The organism is Pseudomonas entomophila (assembly GCF_013523165.1).
GTDB classification, from domain to species: domain Bacteria; phylum Pseudomonadota; class Gammaproteobacteria; order Pseudomonadales; family Pseudomonadaceae; genus Aquipseudomonas; species Aquipseudomonas entomophila_A.
In genome coordinates this window covers 40,221-59,136 of sequence record NZ_JAAMQI010000006.1, presented here as the reverse complement: position 1 = coordinate 59,136, position 18,916 = coordinate 40,221, and the positions used below count along the sequence as shown (strand labels likewise).

The 18,916-nt window shown below is 57.5% G+C and carries 11 protein-coding genes and 1 pseudogene; 8 read left to right on the top strand and 4 right to left on the bottom strand.

Features of this window, described 5'->3' with window-relative positions:
* Positions 1 to 210: 210 nt before the first annotated feature.
* Genes G7Z99_RS06405 through G7Z99_RS06395 form a run of 3 tightly spaced genes read left to right on the top strand, consistent with a single transcriptional unit; the run spans position 211 to position 2,252 of the window.
* Positions 211 to 1,197: an ATP-binding protein gene (locus G7Z99_RS06405; protein ID WP_219854101.1), complete on the top strand. Its 987-nt coding sequence runs from the start codon at positions 211 to 213 to the stop codon at positions 1,195 to 1,197.
* Between the two features lie 32 nt (positions 1,198 to 1,229).
* Complete coding sequence (locus G7Z99_RS06400; protein ID WP_181092736.1) at positions 1,230 to 1,661, top strand: hypothetical protein; 432 nt, start codon at positions 1,230 to 1,232, stop codon at positions 1,659 to 1,661.
* A complete protein-coding gene (locus G7Z99_RS06395) occupies positions 1,662 to 2,252 on the top strand; it encodes a Cap15 family cyclic dinucleotide receptor domain-containing protein (protein ID WP_181092735.1) in 591 nt (196 codons plus the stop codon).
* Positions 2,253 to 2,262: 10 nt separating this feature from the next.
* On the opposite strand, the pseudogene G7Z99_RS06390 reads toward G7Z99_RS06395, so the two are convergent.
* Positions 2,263 to 3,113: pseudogene (locus tag G7Z99_RS06390) on the bottom strand (IS5 family transposase).
* A 696-nt stretch (positions 3,114 to 3,809) separates the two neighbouring features.
* Here G7Z99_RS06390 and G7Z99_RS06385 point away from each other — a divergent pair.
* The gene (locus G7Z99_RS06385; RefSeq protein ID WP_181092734.1) at positions 3,810 to 8,384 is read left to right on the top strand and encodes an AAA family ATPase; all 4,575 of its coding nucleotides are present in this window, start codon (positions 3,810 to 3,812) and stop codon (positions 8,382 to 8,384) included.
* A 234-nt stretch (positions 8,385 to 8,618) separates the two neighbouring features.
* On the opposite strand, the gene G7Z99_RS06380 is transcribed toward G7Z99_RS06385, so the two are convergent.
* Positions 8,619 to 10,913 (bottom strand): TonB-dependent siderophore receptor, encoded by a 2,295-nt coding sequence (locus G7Z99_RS06380; protein ID WP_181092733.1) that lies wholly within the window; start codon positions 10,911 to 10,913, stop codon positions 8,619 to 8,621.
* 134 nt (positions 10,914 to 11,047) lie between these two features.
* Here G7Z99_RS06380 and G7Z99_RS06375 point away from each other — a divergent pair, with 134 nt between their 5' ends.
* Complete coding sequence (locus G7Z99_RS06375) at positions 11,048 to 11,764, top strand: response regulator (protein ID WP_181092732.1); 717 nt, start codon at positions 11,048 to 11,050, stop codon at positions 11,762 to 11,764.
* A 67-nt stretch (positions 11,765 to 11,831) separates the two neighbouring features.
* Positions 11,832 to 13,154 carry an ATP-binding protein gene (locus G7Z99_RS06370; RefSeq protein ID WP_181092876.1) on the top strand — a complete coding sequence of 441 codons (1,323 nt, stop codon included), beginning with the start codon at positions 11,832 to 11,834 and terminating at the stop codon, positions 13,152 to 13,154.
* Between the two features lie 412 nt (positions 13,155 to 13,566).
* On the opposite strand, the gene G7Z99_RS06365 is transcribed toward G7Z99_RS06370, so the two are convergent.
* Entirely contained in the window at positions 13,567 to 14,856 is a 1,290-nt protein-coding gene (locus tag G7Z99_RS06365) for an OprD family porin (protein ID WP_181092731.1), read from the bottom strand.
* Positions 14,857 to 15,446: 590 nt separating this feature from the next.
* Positions 15,447 to 16,553, bottom strand: a complete 1,107-nt coding sequence (gene aguA, locus G7Z99_RS06360) for an agmatine deiminase (RefSeq protein WP_181092730.1) — start codon at positions 16,551 to 16,553, stop codon at positions 15,447 to 15,449.
* A 331-nt stretch (positions 16,554 to 16,884) separates the two neighbouring features.
* Between aguA and rfbB the strand changes: the two genes are divergently transcribed.
* Positions 16,885 to 17,967, top strand: coding sequence for a dTDP-glucose 4,6-dehydratase (gene rfbB / locus G7Z99_RS06355; RefSeq protein ID WP_181092729.1), 1,083 nt, complete (start codon positions 16,885 to 16,887; stop codon positions 17,965 to 17,967).
* Positions 17,968 to 18,030: 63 nt separating this feature from the next.
* Positions 18,031 to 18,906 carry a dTDP-4-dehydrorhamnose reductase gene (gene rfbD, locus G7Z99_RS06350; RefSeq protein ID WP_181092728.1) on the top strand — a complete coding sequence of 292 codons (876 nt, stop codon included), beginning with the start codon at positions 18,031 to 18,033 and terminating at the stop codon, positions 18,904 to 18,906.
* Positions 18,907 to 18,916: the final 10 nt, after the last annotated feature.

The window sequence follows — 18,916 nt, the reverse complement described above, 5'->3', positions numbered from 1 at the left end:
AACGGCTGCCACCGGGAATGCTGGTCCCGAATGAAAGTAACCTCTTTTCTAGATCCAAGGCGCTACGATCAGGTCGCATGATGGTGTAGCACTCCAGTCAGTTAGGACTAACCTCAGCGGTGCCGAAGCAGATCCAAGGTAGAGTAAAGCGAAACTCAGTAGCTTGGATGGGATTTGGTAACTCCGCGAGAATATGAGTTTGAAAACAACATGAATATCGATCTTCCAAAACGCTTTGAAAAAGAGCACCTAGAGCCATTTTTTAAACTACTGGATGATGCAAAAGATCACCCAAAGAGAGTCACCGTAAACCTAGGAGCCCTTGAGTTTTCCACGCCAATAGCAATGCTAGTTGCGGGAGTCGTGCTACGTAACTGGGTCAGCTACCGGAAGTCACTCAATCTTGATACATGGCGATCGGAGGTAAAAGAAAACAATCAAGCTCACTCGTATTTAATGCATTTAGGCTTTTTCGACTTCATAAATATTCAAGCAGGAAAAAAGGTTGGCGAAGCGAAGGGATCTCTTACATATCTGCCTATCACGATTATAAAAAGACCAGATAAATCCGCAGAAGTCAATGGCAAAGACGAATGGTATGCGTCTATAGAGTCGATAGCTCGTGGTCTCGCAGGCGTGCTGGCCGGATCACATGATGACAGCAAAGAGCTAAGAGTTTACACCTACTCCATCAGAGAGATTGTTAGAAATGTTTTTGAGCACTCAGGAGTGGATGAATGCTGGGTGTGCGGCCAGCGCTGGGCAAATGGCACTGCAGAGTTTGCAGTGGTTGATGAGGGCATTGGTATATCCAGCTCACTCAGAGACGTTCTCAAAATTGAGAGTGACGAGGAAGCTTTGTCACAAGCTATAAGCCCTGGCGTTAGTCGAACAATAGGCCTCAGCGAAGAGAAAAACATTTATGACAACTCTGGTTTTGGGCTTTATATCCTGAGTCAAGTCGGAAGTAATTTCGGATGGTTTACGCTGGGTAGCGGCCAAGCAAAACTAATAGGCTCGCATCGCGAGTTCATTACGTCAAAGTTCTCGTTTCCCGGAACGTTTGTAGGAATGCGGCTAAATAAAAGCCCATCAGACTTTAGAGAGTTACTGAGCGATATCGTTAGCGCCGGAGAACAAGAGGCCAAGCTTTCAGGTAGAGAGAGAAAGGCTTCTGCAGCCTCTAAGATCGCATGACAACTCCTAGGTGGCTGGTAGGCAGAAAAATTATGACTGAGAAACTTATCGATATCTTAAGGGAAGTGGTAAAGCTTTCTGGCAAGGATTTTTCAGGCGTCGGAGTGATAGTCTGGAACGAGGAATTCGACCTCCCTATCTTCCCACTTAGGGTTAATGTAACGGTTCCTAACAATGAAAAATTAGCAGTAAATCTAGCGCAAATATCCTCCTTGAACAGTGACCTCCATGATGGATTTCACATCTTGACAACAACATTAAAACTAGTCCGCGTCGCTCAATACTTTTCCCCTCCAATAGTGCACAACATCCGATTGAATCGAGAAAGGCGGTTTGGCGGGCGATACTTAGCGGCGCTATTTGGCTCAAAAATCCCAGGAGTGGTGCTTAGTGCGGTGGCTACTCCAACATTAGGCATAGCAATTTTCAAAAATGGCCAAGAATTTTACTTTGAGGGTGTTTAAGTGTTTGCAATTATTTCTCCTATTAAAATAATAGCCCTTGTCTGCCAAGCTTATGCCACCTTGGCGCTTTTAATAGTACTGGCTTTATTTTTATATAACTCTGAAATTTCGGCAAGTGCCCTCTTGAGAGTTGTGCTAGGAGGCGCTGGAGTCTTAGAGCTATTTCTACTTGTTAGCGCGCATTTTTTCTGGAGAAAGCTTTGGGCTAAGTTTCCGAAACTAAACGAACTCTTGTTCCCAGATCTAAACGGCAACTGGAAGATGAAAATCCATTGGAGCCAGAATGGGAAGGAAGGAATTGTAGATGCTAAGGCTAGCATTAAACAAAATCTCGTATCCTTGAGCATGGAAGTTTGTTCAGCCGGCTCCGACTCCGAAACCATCGTAGTGAAAACATCTAAAGATTCAGTTTCGGGAAGACCAGTAATTTTTTATTTTTATCGAGTCATTCCTAAGAATATTGGAGGGGAGCCATCGCTCCCATATGAAGGGGCCTCAACATTAAAACTTTTTACTGCGGAAAATGAAATTCTTAGAGGGAATTATTTTACAAACCGCGACACTAAAGGACACTTTGAACTTACCCGTTAATTTGGAACCGCTAGGCTTTGTACAAAAAGTATTGCCGCATACAGCGTAGGCTGCAGGCCAAGGTGACCATGGCTGCAAAGCTCTTGGCCAGCTTGTCATAGCGAGTGCTGATACTGCGATTTTCTTTCAGCAGCCAAACATCCGCTCAATGATGTTCCGTTGCCGATATTTTGGCCGGTCAGACAGCCGAGGCAAGCCAGGCCGGGGTTTGCGCGGCATGGTACGCAATGGGATCACCGGCTGCATCCGGTAACGGTCGCAGTACTGGCACAAGTGTTCGGCATGGTATCCCTTGTCAGCCAGCAGCCACTGCCTACGTTTACGCGGTCGTCCTGGCTTGCCAGCAATTCTTACAGCATCCAGCAGTGGCTGAGCGTGGGAAATATCACTGGCTCGTCTTGGTGAAAAGCCTGAAATGCAGTGGCACGCCATTGACATCGCACACCGTGTGAATCTTGGTGGTCAGACCGCCTCGGCTGCACCCCAAGGCATGGTCTAACGGTTCTTCAGATCCCCCCTTTTTCCCAGCGCCTGAAGAGGCTCGGTTGCTGGTATTGCGGGGGAGTCGACCATCCAGATGTCCAAATCAATCAGTCCCTCTCGGTTCAGCCGGATGTGCAGATGCTCCAGTACTCGCTCGAATGCCATCGTTGCGCCAGTCACGAAAACGCTGATACACCTTTGACCAGGGCCGAAGCGTTCAGGCAGGTCACGCCAGGAAGCGTCTGAGCACAAGATCCAAAGGATTCCGTGGAGAATTTGACAATCATCACTGCGAGGATGGTCCATTTCCTGCTCTGGAGAAACTAGATCCTTGATCAGCTCCCATGATGCATCAAAGAGTCCGTAACGCCTTGTTATGCGGGCCTCCAATCAGTCATGTCAGCGATTTTAGTCACAACGACTTTTCGTACAAAGCCTAGGACCTTCGATCGCACTTATAAGCTTTTCTACGTTGACAGCATATAACTTCTGGCCTAACCCCTGGCCGTAAATTCTGGCTTCTCAAATATGTAAAATCTAATGGCACGAAGGGCTGACTCCGTTCGTTAACCACCGCGTGGTCAGCTTCGCCGATGCTTGCAACAAGCATCTAAAGGTCAAACGGATGCCGGCGAAAACCTCAAGCGGCCAAAGGCAGACAATCGGCATGGTCCATTTTTTTCAGTGAGGATGGTCGGTAACGGTAGCGTTGTCGCTAACCACCTACCTAGGAAAGCGGGAGAGTCCTCACACTTGGCCTTACGTGGATAAGGTTCGGCAGCACTGCGGAATGCCCGGTGGCGACATCCATATTGACGGTCAATCTATGCGCAGATAAGGTCTCATTTCCGCAGACCGCCTTTGGGCAACCAATGTACTACAATTACATACAGCATTGGAAGTGATATTTAATCAGCCGGTGCCGCTCGCAAAAAATGTCATACTCAATTCTAGAGAGTTTTGGACGAATCCGGATATTGCGTAGCGTGCGCTAACCGTGCTGGGAAATAAATTCTACTACAGCCTAGCTGCCGAATAGTTAAAGGGGCAGTCACAATCAAACAGGATAAATAAATGAGCAAAGCAGGTATTCAGTCCAATCGAGGAGATGGTTATCAAACGCTGATTGCCTTTGAATGGGCTTTAAGCATTCTTTCGGAGGCTAGTTACCAGTGGCTTGAAATAGATTCAGTAAGGGAGGCAGTGGATGATGTGGTGATCGGAAAATTAGATGGCTCCAAAATTTACTGTCAATGCAAAAAAAACCAGGCGCTACATAAGGCTTGGTCCACTGCCGATCTTGCCGACGAATTGCGCAAAGCAATCACCTTGTTGACCAAAGATCCGACAGCGGAAATTCGCTTCTACTCGCGCAGTTCGTTTGGCAACCTTTCAAGGCTGCGTGAGTACAGCACCAACTTTGCCGATGAAGAAACTTACCGAACCAATTTGGGTAAGGTGCTCCATGAGTCAGATGCCGAACTAGCGAATCTGCTTACCGAACAGGCGTCGAGTCTTTCAACCTACCAGCTTCTAAAACAAACGACGTTTGAAATCAGTCCAGAGCTGGATCGTATGGAATCATTTCTGCGCGAGCGTTTGCGGCGCTTAGTAAGTAATAGTACGGCGGCTTATAATACCATATGGACACGCCTTGACTACCTTGGGATGCGCGTCAGCAGCCATGGCGAAAGTAGTGCTACGCAACATCGATTGACAAAGGACGATCTGAAAGCCTTACTGGACGACTCAGGTTCGCTGCTAACCCCTCCCATAGACATATTTAAGGCTCGCACTTCATTCAAAAGCACTTCTGCTATTGGCCGCTCATGGCGCAGAGATATTGGCAACGAAATAGTTTCGAATCCATCTGTCGAAGAAATCATTGAAGCCATTAAAGCTAAACATGGATCTATCTTGCTAACCGGTTTGCCTGGTTCTGGCAAGACCTGCGTAATGCTTGCGGTGCAAGAAGCACTGGAAGACTTCGTCCAAACCCGCATTAACCTGCTGCCGCTGTTCATTCAATCGCGTGAGTTCGCCGACATCACCACTGCGCAAGACCGTCAAGCCTTAGGCCTGCACGAACATTGGGTAGAAGAAGCAGCACGAATGGCAGAAGACGCGCACGTGGTGATAATGATCGATTCGCTAGATGTACTTTCTATTGCTCGTGAACACACCGTACTTACGTACTTCCTTGCGCAGATTGATCGTCTGTTGCTTGTTCCAAATATTACCGTTGTCGCCGCCTGTCGTGACTTTGACTGTCATTACGATCGGCGTATCGCCCAGCGTAGTTGGAGTAAAAAGATCACCTGCCAGCCATTGAAATGGAATACCGAGATAGAGCCGCTACTCGTAAAACTCAGCATTGATATATCGACTATCGATATGAACACGCGCGAATTGATTTGCAATCCACGTGAACTGGCTTTGTTTGTTGAACTGGCGCAGCAAGGAGGCAGCTTCAATGTGGTGACTAGCCAAGCGCTGGCACAGCGCTACCTTGCCACGATCGTACAAGCCAATAGCGCGCTGGGCGATGCTGCCATGCAAGCCATCGAAGCCATGGCATCTGAAATGCTAAAGTTGCGTAGTCTTGCGGTGCCACGTCAGCGATGCACCGCTTCCCAAGATATCCAACGCTCACTTCTTAGTAACAAGGTGCTGCATGAGACGCAGGATGGACAGCTGACATTCGGCCATCAGACGCTGCTCGACGTATTGGTGATTAGCGGCGCAATACGCCAAGCTATTACTTTGAACACATTCATACAAAATTTATCGCCTGTGCCTTTTGTGCGCCCAAGCATTCGTAGCTTTGTTAAGCAGCTGACAATCGGAGATCGACGCGAATTAAGAAAACAAATGCGTACTGTTTTGACCGGCAATAATGCCTTCCATATTCGCCGCCTTGTGGCGGAAACTTTCGCAGAGCAATCTCCACACGATGATGACTGGCTTTTGATACGCGACATGCGCAACCAGCATCGTGATGTTTTTCAGGTGATCTACACGCAGGCAACTCGGGTAGAATGGCATTACTTTTGGATGAAGTATCTAGTTCCATTTTTGAAAGATACCGGCGAAGCTGACGGATTAATAATGCACGTGCACCGAGTATCTCAATGGAAAAATGACGATCCTGCAGGGGTGTTCGCATTTTGGATTGAGGTATTAGCATTGAATGGTGTTGATAATACCCAACTGACAAATGCTATTGCACATGCGATCACTCAAGTCCATTCAGATCATTCGGCAATGCTTGTGCCTTTGCTTGCAAAACTGCTTAAATTACCGAGGCAAAAGCACAGTTTTCTCGGACATGCGCTCGCGCGCTGTGTGAAAGATGGCTATATGGATGATGCAGTCCTTTGGCATTATGTCGCTGGCGAAGTTACTAATGAAGACGTACTTGCCTATAACTTTGGCGAAAAGCTGCACTGCCATCCGCATGAGTTTGGGGCAACTAATGAAAACTTCATCGCGTATCGAATGCGGCAGTCCACGGTATTCCTTGACTTGGCTATAACATCGATTGAGCGGTGGAGCCAAATCAAGTACTCACGACATGGCGAAGTTCCGAAGAATTTTTGGGATGGATTCCTATACCAAACCTCATATAGCGACGCACATAACCAGACTAACCACCAACACCTTGACGATGAACGCATACTGCTGGACGCTGTTGAATCCGCCATCGTGCATCAAGCAAGTACGCAATCGGACTGGTGGAAAAGTAAGAGTGAACATTTGTGCTTCCACACAGAAGGCGCACTGTACTATTTCGCTATCCTTGCATGTATAGCAGCACCAATAGCTAACTTGGATGTAATTGGCCGCATGCTTTGTAACAAAAAGCTGCTTGAATCCGCTTTGTCGTATGAACTCGGCACGCTTATACAGGCCGCTTTCCTGCACCTTGATATGGCCACGCAAGACGCAATCCAGTCGACCCTTTTAACACTTCACCTGGACACTGCATCTAGCCCAGAACATATTGCATGGGCGCTAAGGGATCAAGCGCAACTGCTTCTTACCATCCCTTGCCATCTGCGCTCAGCAGACGCACAGTCTGTACTAGACGAGTGCGAAAAAGAAATATGGCCTTTGAATCGCCAGCCAAAAGTTCACATACGCGGAGGAGCGATTTACGCCCCGTTTTCTTTTGAAATCTTTCTTGGTGCAAGCAATGACTCTGTACTGGGCTTGCTAAATCACTACGGCGCACATGTCAGCAACTCTTTTGATGACTTCCTAATGGGGGGAAGGAGAGAGGTTGGCTCACAATTGCGTGAGGCGGCCTCACGCTATCCCTCCCGATTTATGAATCTTTTATCAGACAACTGGGAGCGGATCTCGAACCACTTTCGAGATGATCTCATGGCGGGCATTGCGACCTATATAGCTCAACGATATGGCAACTTGCAGGTAAATGGAACCTGGTCACCTCAAGAGGAGCCCAATGAGACAACTTTGGTGCAACAAATCTTGAGTGAATTGGAAGCACATCCAAGTCATTGGCACCACAACCGCATTGCATCTAAAGCGATAGAGAGCTGTGCGTACATAGTTGAACTATCACAGGACACTTCACGCCTAGTATCTTTGGCTGTGGATTTTGCAACACTACAGGAAGAGAGCTCCATCTCGGGAAATTCCGTTGACTTGGTTACAATTGGCATCAATATGGCTAAGGGGAACGCAGCGGAAGCCTTGATGATCGTGGCTAATCAACTTGAAAAGAACGGCATACCGTGGCCCCAACTACTATCGAATGCTTTACGCCTATTTGCCACAGACCCGCACCCCGCTATACGTGCTCTATTGCTACGACGTATGCCCTATTTGCAAAGCCATCATCCCGAAATTGGCTGGGAGCTATTTGGCCTTACCATGCAACAGAAGTCTCCCGGACTTTGGCCAATAGCCGAATCTAGCCTGTACTACGCTTACCACCAAAATTTTGAAATTGTCGCTTTGTGGCTAACACATCTTTATCGCGAGGGCAGCAACAAGGATCTTAAGACCTGGGGGCGTATATCTGCACTAGCAGCTCTTTCTAAACGTTTAGAGTTTTCTTCCTTTATCGCAGAAATCAATGCAGGAGAAAACGTCGAAGCGTGGTGTGGTGCTGCAAGCGTTTGGACTCACAGTAAAAACATTCAGCAGCACCAGGAACAGTGTCTTGCCGGCCTTGAAGCCGGTTTGTATGCAGAGAACTATTGTGCTCTTGCAGTTGCCCGCAAGTTCCGCAGCCTCTTCCAAGAGAAAACACAGTTGGTTGCCATACCCATTAAGCTAATTCAGCGCTGCTTGTTATTGCTAGGAACAGACGCGGATTCTACACCAAGCGACATATATGGTTTTGATGCATGGCTGAATGCTATATCACTTCGCGACCCCATATATGCTTTAAAAGCGACCGAAATCTATCTTGATTTCGCTCGACAGGCAAAACTCTATCTATGTAACTACGAAGACAACTTTACACAATTGCTAACCCGACTTTTCGCGCAGGCTGAAGAGCAGGAGGAGTCAGACGCTGGTGCCATGCTGCAGCGCGTGGTGGCGACGCAGGATTCGCTACTAACTCTAGGCCTTGACGGTATAAATGACTGGCTTAAAGCCGCAGAGCGCCCATGATCATAAATAACGAAGCATCTGCTTTACAAAAACATTGTATTGTTCGGCTACCATTGCAGCAGCCTGGTCCTTCACAGCCCTCATCGCCAGTAAACTGGCTCCCACAGATCGGCGGTTTCACGTCGACTTGTGGATGAGATAACGCAGGCAGGGCTGAAGGGGCTTTAACGAGTCCACAGCCCAGCCCCCTGAGCAGGCCCTAAACGGCCCACTCCAACTTCACCTCACCTCACCTCAAAACGCCGTATTCACCGTCACCGCCATACTCCGCGGATCCCCATAAATCGCCCCCGCATAGAACCCATACCGGGTGTAGTAATGCTTATCGAACAAGTTATTGACGTTAAGACTCACCGCCGTCTCATCCGTCACCTGATACTTGGCCATTGCATTCCAGATCGCATACCCCGACCAGTTCACATCGGTCGACCCGCTGCTCACCCCATTCACCGGCTGCCCCGCTGGCGTGGACAGTGCGCGGATGTTGCTCTGCGCCGTCACCCCAGCCCCAACGGTCAGGCGCTCGAGTGGCCCGGACAGGTGGTAGGTGGTGGACGCCTTGAACAGGTGCGAAGGATCACTGCGCCCATCGCTGTCGACGCGGCGGAAGTGCAGGTAGGTGTAGCCGGCGTAGACGTTCCAGTTCGGGGTCAGGGCGCCAGCGAGTTCCAGGTCGATGCCGTCGGTTTCCTGGCCGGTGCCGGTCGTGTAGGCGGCAGCGCCAGTCGGGGTCAGCAGGTCGCCGTCGGTCACGGCCTTGTTTTCCTGCTTGGTGCGGAAGTACGCCGCCGAGGCGTTCAGGCGCCCGTCGAACCATTCGCCCTTGAGGCCGGTTTCGTAGCTTTGCCCACGAATCGGTTCGACCTTGCCGCCGGTGCTGGTCTCGGCGCTTTGGGGGGTGAAGATGTCGGTGTAGCTGGCGTACAGCGAGTAGGTGTCGTCGAGATCGTACACCACGCCCATGTAGGGGGTGACGATGCCATGCTCTTGCTGGCTGCTGCGTACGCCGGCGGTGCTGCGAGTGACAGCGCTGTAGTCGCTGCTGCGTACGCCGAGGATGACCGACAGCGGGTCGGTGAGGCTCAAGCGGGTGGCGGCGTACAGGCCTTGCAGGCGCGTGGTGGTCTTGGTGTGCAGACCGGTTCTGGAGGTCAGCATGTCGAAGTCGTCGTCCACGCCGTCGTACCAGTTGCTGACCGGGAAGCCGTTGTTGGCGCGGAACTGGCAGCCCACCGACGGTGCGCTGATGCGGTCGGCGCCGACCAGGGTGCAGCTGTACTGGGGTGACCAGGCGACGGTGCGGCTGTCGTTGTAGCCGACCATGGCCTGGTGGGTGCGGCCGAACAGCTGGAAGGGCCCGTTCAGGTCGATCTGCGCGGACTGCTGGGTAGTGTCGGTGGAGCTGTGCAGGCCGTTGAGCACCGCGCCGCTGCCGTCCTCGTTCCAGTACCCGCCGAAGCGGCCACGGCCGGCCGAGTTGACCTTGGCCAAGCCGCGGTGATTGAGCGCATCGCTGCTGCTCTGGGCCAGGCGCAGGTCCAGGCTCCAGTCGTTGTCGAAGCGGTGCTGCAGCGAGCCGAAGGTGGTACGGGTGGTATATTCGCCGAAGCTCCAGCTGGGCACCACGTTGGTGCTGCGTGGCAGGTCGGTCTTGTGGCCGTTGGCGTACCAGATCGGGATGTTCGCGCCCCAGCCGCCGCCGACGACCTTGTTGTACTCGTACTGGAAGCCGGCGCCGAGTGTGGTGGCGTCGTCCAGGTCGAAGGCGAAGGTGGCCAGGGCAGCGCGGGACCGGTCGGACTGGTGATCGCGGAAGGAGTCGGCCTCCTGCTGGGTCATCACGAAGCGCGAGCGCACGCGACCGTCTTCGGACAGAGGCAGGTTCAGGTCGGCGCCCAGGCGGCGCTTGTCCCAGCTGCCATAGGTAGCGTAGGCGCTGCCGCCGAAGGTGCGGGTCGGGGTCTTGCGGATCAGGTCGACCGTGGCCGAGGGGTCGCCCGTGCCGCCCAGCAGGCCGTTGGCGCCGCGCACGATGTCGATGCGCTCGTAGAGGTCCATGTTCAGGGCGTTGCCGCCGCCGTTGAAGTCGGAGCCGCCCTGGAACTGCAGGCCATCGACCTTCCAGTTGCTGATGGAGTAACCACGGGCGCGGTAGTCGGTACGCCCGCCGACTTCGGCCTTGCTGGCGGTGACGCCGGGTGTGGTCTCCAGCGCTTGCTCGATGGTCTGGATCTGCCGGTCGTCCAGCTGCTGACGGGTGATGGTGGTGACCGACTGCGGCGTCTGCCGGGGCGTGAGGTTCAGGCCCGTGGAGCTGCGCGTGGACTCGACGGTGTAGCCGATCTGACCGGCTTCGTCGGCGATCAGGGCGCTGTCCTCGATCTGGGTGGCGTCGAGCTGCAAGGGCTGAACGTCGGCGGCCAGGGCGCCATGGCTGAGGCTCAAGGCGATGCAGGCGGCCAGTGGGGTCAGGCGGCTGCCACCCCGGTTGATGAGGGCGACGGCGGTGGAGCGGTTCGATGGGGTCATTGGGAAAGCGTCGTATTCGCAGATGATTTTTTGGTAGGATTCTACGAATGCGGCTCTCGGGCTCCATGACGAGCTTGTACGGAGATGTAATCGAACGTAATGAGCGCCAGCATTTTCCAACGAGGCCGTTACCCATGAATGCCACGCTCCTGGTCGTCGACGATGACGACGAGATCCGCGAACTGCTCTGCGACTACCTCAGCGAGGCCGGTTACACCGTGATCGCGGCAGCCGACGGCCCGCAGATGCGCGCTCGGCTGGCGCAGCACAAGGTCGAGCTGGTGGTGCTGGACCTGATGCTGCCGGGCGAGGACGGCCTGAGCCTGTGCCGGCAGCTGCAGGCGCATCCGGGGCTGGCGGTGATCATGCTGTCGGCCAAGGGCAGCACCCTGGACCGTATCGTCGGGCTGGAAGTCGGTGCCGATGACTACCTGGCCAAACCCTTCGAGCCCCGCGAGCTGATCGCACGCATCAAGGCCGTGCTGCGCCGCCCGCAACGGCTCGAAGGCCTCGACACGCCGACCGACGCGGTGCAGACCTTCGCCGGGCATCGGCTGGACCCGGTCAAGCGCCTGCTGACCTTCCCGGACGGCACGACCCTGACCCTGCCGCGCTCCGACCACCGCGTGCTGCGTGAACTGCTCGAGGCCAGCGAACGTGTGGTCTCGCGGGACCTGCTGACGCGCAGCGCCTTCGGCCGCGACCACCTGCCCGAGGACCGCTCGGTGGACATGTGCGTCAGCCGATTGCGCCAGCACCTGCAACGCCTCCCGGACAGCGGCGTGCAGATCCTGACCATCCGCAACGAAGGCTACCTGCTGAGCATCGCGCGCGCCGTCGCGGCCAGCTGAGGTGGCCGTCCCTGCCCTGCTCCGCCGCCTGTGGCCGCGGACCCTGTTCGGCCAGTTGCTGCTGATCATGGTCAGCGGCACCCTGGTGGTGCAGCTGATGTCCAGCAGCATCTGGTTCGACGTGCGCTTCGCCCAGGTGCTGGAGGCGCCGGTGCGTCTGATGGCAGCGCGTGCCGCGCCGCTCATCGCCCAGGCCGACTGCCATGTGCCCAGCGCCCAGGTGCCGCCGCGCTACCGGGTGCGTTGCGCCGATCGCTTGCCCGCCACGCGCCATGACGGTCGGCCCGGCCGGCACCGGATCGAGCTGCTGCTCGACCAGGCGCTCACCTACGAGCTGGGCCAGCCACGTAGCGTGCGTCTGCTGCACGGTGAACTGATCGACGAGCAGGGACGGCCGGTGGTCTGGCACAGCCTGTTCGGCCTGCGCACGGCCCAGGCGCACCTGCGCTTCGCCGTGGGGCTGCCGGATGGCCACTGGCTGATCGTCGACGGGCGCGAGCTGCAGGGGTGGAGCGGCGAGTCGGCCTGGGTGCTGATCGGCGACTACCTGCTGCGCGTCTACGTCCTGCGGATCATCGCGGTGCTGTTGGTCTGCCTGGTCGCGGTGCGCCTGTGCCTGCGCCCGCTGCAACGGCTGAGCGAAGCCGCGCGCGGGCTGGGCCAGAACCTGGCGCAGCCGCCACTGCCGCTGGACGGGCCGCACGAGGTGCGTCAGGCGGCGCAGGCGTTCAATGCCATGCAGCAGCGGCTGGTCGGCATGATCCACGACAAGGCCTACTTCCTGGCGGCGGTCTCCCATGACCTGCGCACCCCTCTGACCCGCATGCGCCTGCGCCTCGAGCGCCTGCCCGAGGGCACGGACAAGGACCGCCTGCGCCAGAACGTCGCGCAGATGGACGGCATGATCGGCCAGGTGCTCGATTACCTGCAGGCCGGCGAGCAACAGAACCTGCAGGTCGTGGCCATGGATCGCCTGGTGAGCCGGGTCTGCGCCGACTTGGCCAGTGCCGATGAGCCGTTGCCGGTGCAGGGCAGCGTGGGGGCCTTGGAGGTGGATGCGTTGATGATGCAGCGGTGCCTGCAGAACCTGATCACCAATGCCCTACGCTACGGCCACGATGTCGGCGTTTGGCTGACGCGTGAGGCAGGCTGGGTGCACGTGCAGGTGCAGGACCGAGGGCCAGGCATCGATCCGGCGCAGCTGGCCAGCATCGTCGAGCCGTTCGTGCGGGGCGAAGCGTCGCGCAACCGGGCGCACGGGGGGTATGGCTTGGGGTTGAGCATCGCCCAGCGGATCGCGACCAGCCATGGCGGGCAGTTGACGCTGGTGAACCGGGAAGGCGGAGGGTTGCAGGCAACGGTGAGCCTGCCGGTCGAGCGGACGCCTTGAAGGTGATCAGGGGTGCCTGGGGGAAGGCCCTTGGGGCCAGGCCTTTCAACGTCTTTGCCAACACGATGTGGACCACATCGCTGCTCTGACAGCGTGGTTCATCCCCTGTGGGAGCGGGCATTAAGCCAGTTCAGCTTGCCCGCGATGCAGGCGGTGATGGGCCGGACGCCATCGCGGGCAAGCCCGCTCCCACAGGATGGAGTGCGCTTGCCTGTATCAGGCCGGTGAACCTGTGGATGCACCAGCGACCCTATCTTGAGGCTTTTTCCAAAGACGTTGAAAGGTTTGGCCTTTGGAGCCCGCTATCCGACGCCCCTTTGAGTCCTCGCTGGGTGCGAAGCAGATCCTCGAAGGGGCATCGGTGCGGTCGGGGGCGCGTGCTGCGAAACCTCACGCGACCCCGTCTACCGGATCAGAGAATGCTGATCGGGTATTCGACGAACACGCGTACTTCGTTGCCGTCGTCGTTGTAGCCGTTCTGACGCACGCTGTTGGAGGTGCGCAGGATCGAGCTGCGCAGCTTGACCGAAAGGTCCTTGGCCGGGCCTTCCTGCACGACATAGCGCACCTGGTTGAACAGCTCGCGCTCCTTGCCTTCGCCAAAGCCATGGGTGTTGATGTTGTCACCCCGTACGTAGGCGACCTTGTAGCTCAGGCCAGGCACGCCGTAGGCGCTGAAGTCCAGACCGTAGGCGAGCTGCCAGGAGCGTTCGTCCTCGGCGTTGAAGTCGGACCAGTAGGAGTTGGCCAGGTAGATGGTCGAACCGCCGTCGCCGACGCCGCCACGGTTCTGGTACCAGCCGTAGTTGTAGCCGGTGCTGCCGGTGCTGCGCTGATGCGCCAGGGTGAACGAGTGCGGGCCGTACGCGTAGGTCGCGGCCAGGCTCCAGATGGTGTTGGAGTCGCCGGTCAGGCCGGCTTCACGCTCGTACTTGCTGTCGATGCTGGTCTTGTAGCCGTTGAAGTCCAGGGTCAGTGCCTGGTCGTCGGCGATCGGGTGCACGTAGTTGACGCCCAGGTAGTGCTTCTTCAGCACGTCCTCGATGTCCGAGGTGTACAGCGAGGCCGACAGGTTGTCGCTGAACTTGTAGCTGCCGCCCAGCACGTTGATCGACTTCAGGCCGCCGCTGTCGCGGCTTTCCATGCTCTTGCGCGCTTCCTGGGTGAAGCGACCGGCGTTCAGCTCCAGGCCCTCGATCTCCTTGGAGGTGACCATGGTGCCGGCGAAGCTTTCGGGCAGCAGGCGCGAGTCGTCGTATTGCAGGACCGGCAGCGACGGCATCATGTCACCGTACTTGAGCACGGTGTTGGACACGCGGAACTTGATCGCAGCACCGGCACGCGCCAGGTTGTGCGGGGAATTGGTCGGCGCGCTGTCGCTCGGCTTGAAGAAGTCGACACCCGCCCCGCCGTTGCGGCCCTTGCCGCCGTCCAAGCGCAGGGCGTACAGACCGAAGGCATCGACGCCCACGCCTACGGTGCCCTGGGTGAAGCCGGATGCGAAGGTGCCGATGAAGCCCTGGCCCCACTCGGCCTGGTTCGAGGCGCCGTGCTTCTTGTCACGGTGGATGTAGGCGTTGCGCAGCAGGACGCTGGCGCTGCTGTCTTCGATGAAGCCGTTGCTGGCGGCCTGGTCATTGGCCTGGGCCTGGGTCGCGGCCATCAGTGCCACGGCGACGAGGCTGATCCTGGTTTTGAACATGTTGTTTTCCTTGTAACGAATCAAAAACGCGCTGTTGAACGAAACGCCGGGCCTGACGCCCCTTCGTCGGTTCGACGCTGCACAGGTCCGGGTGGGAAGCGCTCGCCAAGACGGCGGGGCCTCGCATACCCGCATGACTGGTGAGGTCAACAGGCGGACGCGGCATCCTAGCCGCGCCAGAGCGGAGATGTCAAAAAAACGTGAAAAGCAGAGCGTTATAACTAAAGGTTGGGGGCTTGGCAGAGAAATTACGCGTAGATGGCGGCCGGATCGGTGCAATCTGTTTTTTCTGGAGGGGGTGTAGGAAAGGTCTGAAACAAAAAGCTGGGAGCTGCAGGCTGCAAGCGGGGGCGGTTGGGACGAGGATAGATAGGGAGACGGTAGGGCTGGGCGAGGGACCGCTTTGCGGTCCATCGCGGCACGGGGGCCGCTCCCACATAGGGACCGCGATACTTTGTATCACTGCGGTGAAGTGGGGGGCTTGCCCGCGATGGCAGGCGCCTGGGTGGGGGCCAGCTACACGCCTGGGCCGCAGAGACTGAGGGAAACGCCGATGGCTTCCCTCGCGCGGCCAGCTTGCCCCTCGCCACTCACCCCTTGTGCGGCGCCGGCTGCTGCTGGGTCAGGCAGTGGATGTTACCGCCACCGAGCAGCAGTTCGCGGCCTGGGATCATGACCACTTCGTGGTCGGGGAAGAGCGTGGTCAGCAGGGTGCGGGCCTCGGCGTCCATCGGGTCGTCGAAGCTCGGGGCGATGATGCCGCCGTTGACGATCAGGAAGTTGACGTAAGAGCCGGCCAGGCGCACCGAAGGGTTGCGCTCCTGGCTGCCGGCGATCTGGTCGACGCCGTCGCATTCGTCCTGCGTCGCGTACAGCGGCGCGGGGATGGGCATCTTGTGCACCAGGAACTCACGGCCCTTGGCGTCACGGCTGCCGTTCAGCACGTCGAGGGCCGCGCGGCAGCGGCCGTAGTTCGGGTCCTGAGGGTCGTCGGTCCAGGCCAGCAGCACTTCGCCCGGGCGGACGTAGCAGCAGAAGTTGTCGACGTGCCCGTCGGTCTCGTCGTTGTAGAGGCCTTCCGGCAGCCAGACGATGGTGTCCACGGCCAGGTGGTCGCGCAGGACCGCTTCGATCTGCTCGCGCGTGAGGTGCGGGTTGCGATTGCGGTTGAGCAGGCACTCTTCGGTGGTGATCAGCGTACCCTCGCCGTCCACGTGAATCGAACCGCCTTCGAGCACGAAGCCTTCGGTGTGGTAGCGCTGGCAGCGTTCCATCTCCAGCACCTTGACGCCCACGGCCTGGTCACGGCTCCAGGGTGCGTACAGCCCTCCGTCGAAACCGCCCCAGGCGTTGAAGTCCCAATGCACACCGCGCACCTCGCCGTGGTCGTTCACGACGAACGTCGGGCCGGTGTCGCGCACCCAGGCGTCATCGCTGCTCAGCTCGACCACACGGATGTTGGGCAGGTCCAGGCGACTGCGGGCGTTCTCGTACTGGCCGGCGGACACGCCGACCGTGACCGGTTCGAAGCGCGCGATGGCCTTGGCCAGGGTGATGTGCGCGGCCTGCGCCGCCTTGCCGCCCAGGCGCCAGTTGTCGGGGCGCTCGGGCCAGAGCATCCACACCTGGCTCTGCGGTGCCCATTCGGCCGGCATGTGGAAGCCGTCGGCACGGGGGGTGGTGGTGAGGGTCTTCATGGGTAACCTCTTCAAGGGCGGCCAGCGGCCAGGCCGAATGGGTGAACTGAAAGGCCAAGACTACGCGAGTACGTGGCAAGGTGGGTTGTTTCTAACGCCTTCTTTATAGTCGATATTTATCGAGCCTGGAAGCGATAAAGCCTCCAGACGCTTTGTAAAACCTCAATTATTACCGATTAAAATCGACAACAAGAACGTCTTCACACCCGTGGCATCAAAGGCTGTCGCACCGTGACGCGTCGTCCGAACGCGGCCAGCCTTGAATAATGCGCGCCGAACGACGACCCTCATGCCCTATCAAGAACCGACAGTCAGGCAAGGCAGCACTCCTATGCGAATTCTCATCACCGGCGGCGCAGGTTTCATTGGATCGGCGCTGGTCCGTCACCTGATCAACGACACGTCCCATGAAGTGCTGAACCTCGACAAGCTGACCTACGCCGGCAACCTGGAATCGCTGAACAGCATCGCCACCGACACGCGCTACGAGTTCGTGCAGGCCGACATCGTCGACCAGGCCGCCGTCAGCCAAGTTCTCGCGCGCTTTCAGCCCCATGCGGTCATGCACCTGGCAGCGGAGTCGCACGTCGACCGCTCCATCGATGGGCCTTCGGCGTTCATCCAGACCAACATCGTCGGCACCTACAGCCTGCTCGAAGCCGTGCGTGGCTACTGGTCGGCCCTGCCGGAGCCGGAGCGCGCCGCCTTCCGCTTCCACCACATTTCCACCGACGAGGTCTACGGCGACCTGCACGGTGTGGACGACCTGTTCACCGAAACCACGCCCTACGCACCCAGCTCGCCATACTCGGCCAGCAAGGCGGCTTCGGATCACCTGGTTCGCGCCTGGCACCGCACCTATGGCCTGCCCGTGCTGCTGACCAACTGCTCGAACAACTACGGGCCTTACCATTTCCCGGAAAAGCTCATCCCGCTGGTCATCCTCAATGCGCTGGAAGGCAAGCCGCTGCCGGTGTATGGCGACGGCCTGCAGGTCCGCGACTGGCTATTCGTCGAAGACCATGCACGCGCCCTGTTCAAGGTGGTGAGCGAAGGCCAGGTCGGCGAGACCTACAACATCGGCGGCCATAACGAGCAGAAGAACATCGACGTGGTACGCGGCATCTGCGCGCTGCTCGAAGAGCTCGCTCCGCAGCGCCCTGCCGGTCTGTCCAGCTACGCCGACCTCATCACGTTCGTCAAGGATCGTCCCGGTCATGACCAGCGTTACGCCATCGACGCCAGCAAGATCGAGCGCGAATTGGGATGGGTTCCACGTGAAACATTCGAGAGCGGGCTGCGCAAGACGGTGCAGTGGTACCTGGACAACCTGGAGTGGTGCCGCCACGTTCAGGACGGCAGCTACCAGCGCGAGCGCCTGGGCAACAGCGCCCCCCAGGACCTGATCGCCTGATCTGCGGACGTCCCCTCGACTGGGTCAGGGCGATGTGCCTGACCCTCTGACCCAGGAGCCTTCATGAGCCCTACGCCTACGCTCGACATCCTCATCATCGGCCACGATGGCCAAGTGGCCCGTGCCTTGCGCGAGCGCCTGGCGCATCATCGCCTGCATGCCTGGGGCCGGGCCGAGATCGATCTGGCACAAGCGACGCAAGTGGGTGACCGGATTCGCCAGTTGCGCCCGGACCTGATCATCAACGCAGCGGCCTATACGGCCGTGGACCAGGCGGAAACCGACCAGGCCCAGGCGTTCGCCATCAACGCCGAAGCACCAGGGCTGCTCGCCCAGGTGGCCGCCGAGCTGGGTGTGCCGTTCATCCATTACTCGACCGACTACGTGTTCGACGGCCTCAAGCCCGCTCCGTACGACGAAGACGACACCCCCAACCCTTTGGGGGTGTATGGCGAAAGCAAGCTGGCCGGCGAACAGGCGGTCATCGCGGCGGGCGGTCAGTACCTGATCCTGCGCACCAGCTGGGTCTACTCGAACCATGGCCGCAACTTCTTCCTCACCATGCAGCGCCTGCTCCAGGAAAAGCCCGAGCTGCGCGTGGTCGACGACCAGGTCGGTGCGCCGACGTCGGCAGACACCATCGCCGCCAGCACGGCAGCCTTGATCGAACGCTGGCAAAACGGGCAGGCGGGCGCCTGGGGGGTGTATCACCTGACGGCTCAGGGCGAGACCTCCTGGTTCGGGTTCACGCAGGCCATCGCCGAACGGCTTGCCGCCCAGAGCAAGCCCTGTGCCCGGCTGGTCCCGATCCCGTCCAGCGAATACCCCACCCCTGCCCGTCGTCCGCTCAATTCGCGCCTGAACGGCACCCGACTGCGCGAGCAGTGGCAGGTGACACAGTCTGATTGGCGGCAGGCACTGATGGATGCCTTCAACTAGCGCATAATTG

Excerpts from the sequence above, each read along its gene's own strand:
- G7Z99_RS06370 (WP_181092876.1), top strand. The coding sequence starts at position 11,832 with ATGGTCAGCGGCACCCTGGTGGTGCAGCTGATGTCCAGCAGCATCTGG.
- G7Z99_RS06380 (WP_181092733.1), bottom strand. The coding sequence starts at position 10,913 with ATGACCCCATCGAACCGCTCCACCGCCGTCGCCCTCATCAACCGGGGT.
- G7Z99_RS06385 (WP_181092734.1), top strand. The coding sequence starts at position 3,810 with ATGAGCAAAGCAGGTATTCAGTCCAATCGAGGAGATGGTTATCAAACG.
- G7Z99_RS06400 (WP_181092736.1), top strand. The coding sequence starts at position 1,230 with ATGACTGAGAAACTTATCGATATCTTAAGGGAAGTGGTAAAGCTTTCT.
- aguA (WP_181092730.1), bottom strand. The coding sequence starts at position 16,553 with ATGAAGACCCTCACCACCACCCCCCGTGCCGACGGCTTCCACATGCCG.
- rfbB (WP_181092729.1), top strand. The coding sequence starts at position 16,885 with ATGCGAATTCTCATCACCGGCGGCGCAGGTTTCATTGGATCGGCGCTG.
- G7Z99_RS06375 (WP_181092732.1), top strand. The coding sequence starts at position 11,048 with ATGAATGCCACGCTCCTGGTCGTCGACGATGACGACGAGATCCGCGAA.
- G7Z99_RS06405 (WP_219854101.1), top strand. The coding sequence starts at position 211 with ATGAATATCGATCTTCCAAAACGCTTTGAAAAAGAGCACCTAGAGCCA.
- G7Z99_RS06365 (WP_181092731.1), bottom strand. The coding sequence starts at position 14,856 with ATGTTCAAAACCAGGATCAGCCTCGTCGCCGTGGCACTGATGGCCGCG.
- rfbD (WP_181092728.1), top strand. The coding sequence starts at position 18,031 with ATGAGCCCTACGCCTACGCTCGACATCCTCATCATCGGCCACGATGGC.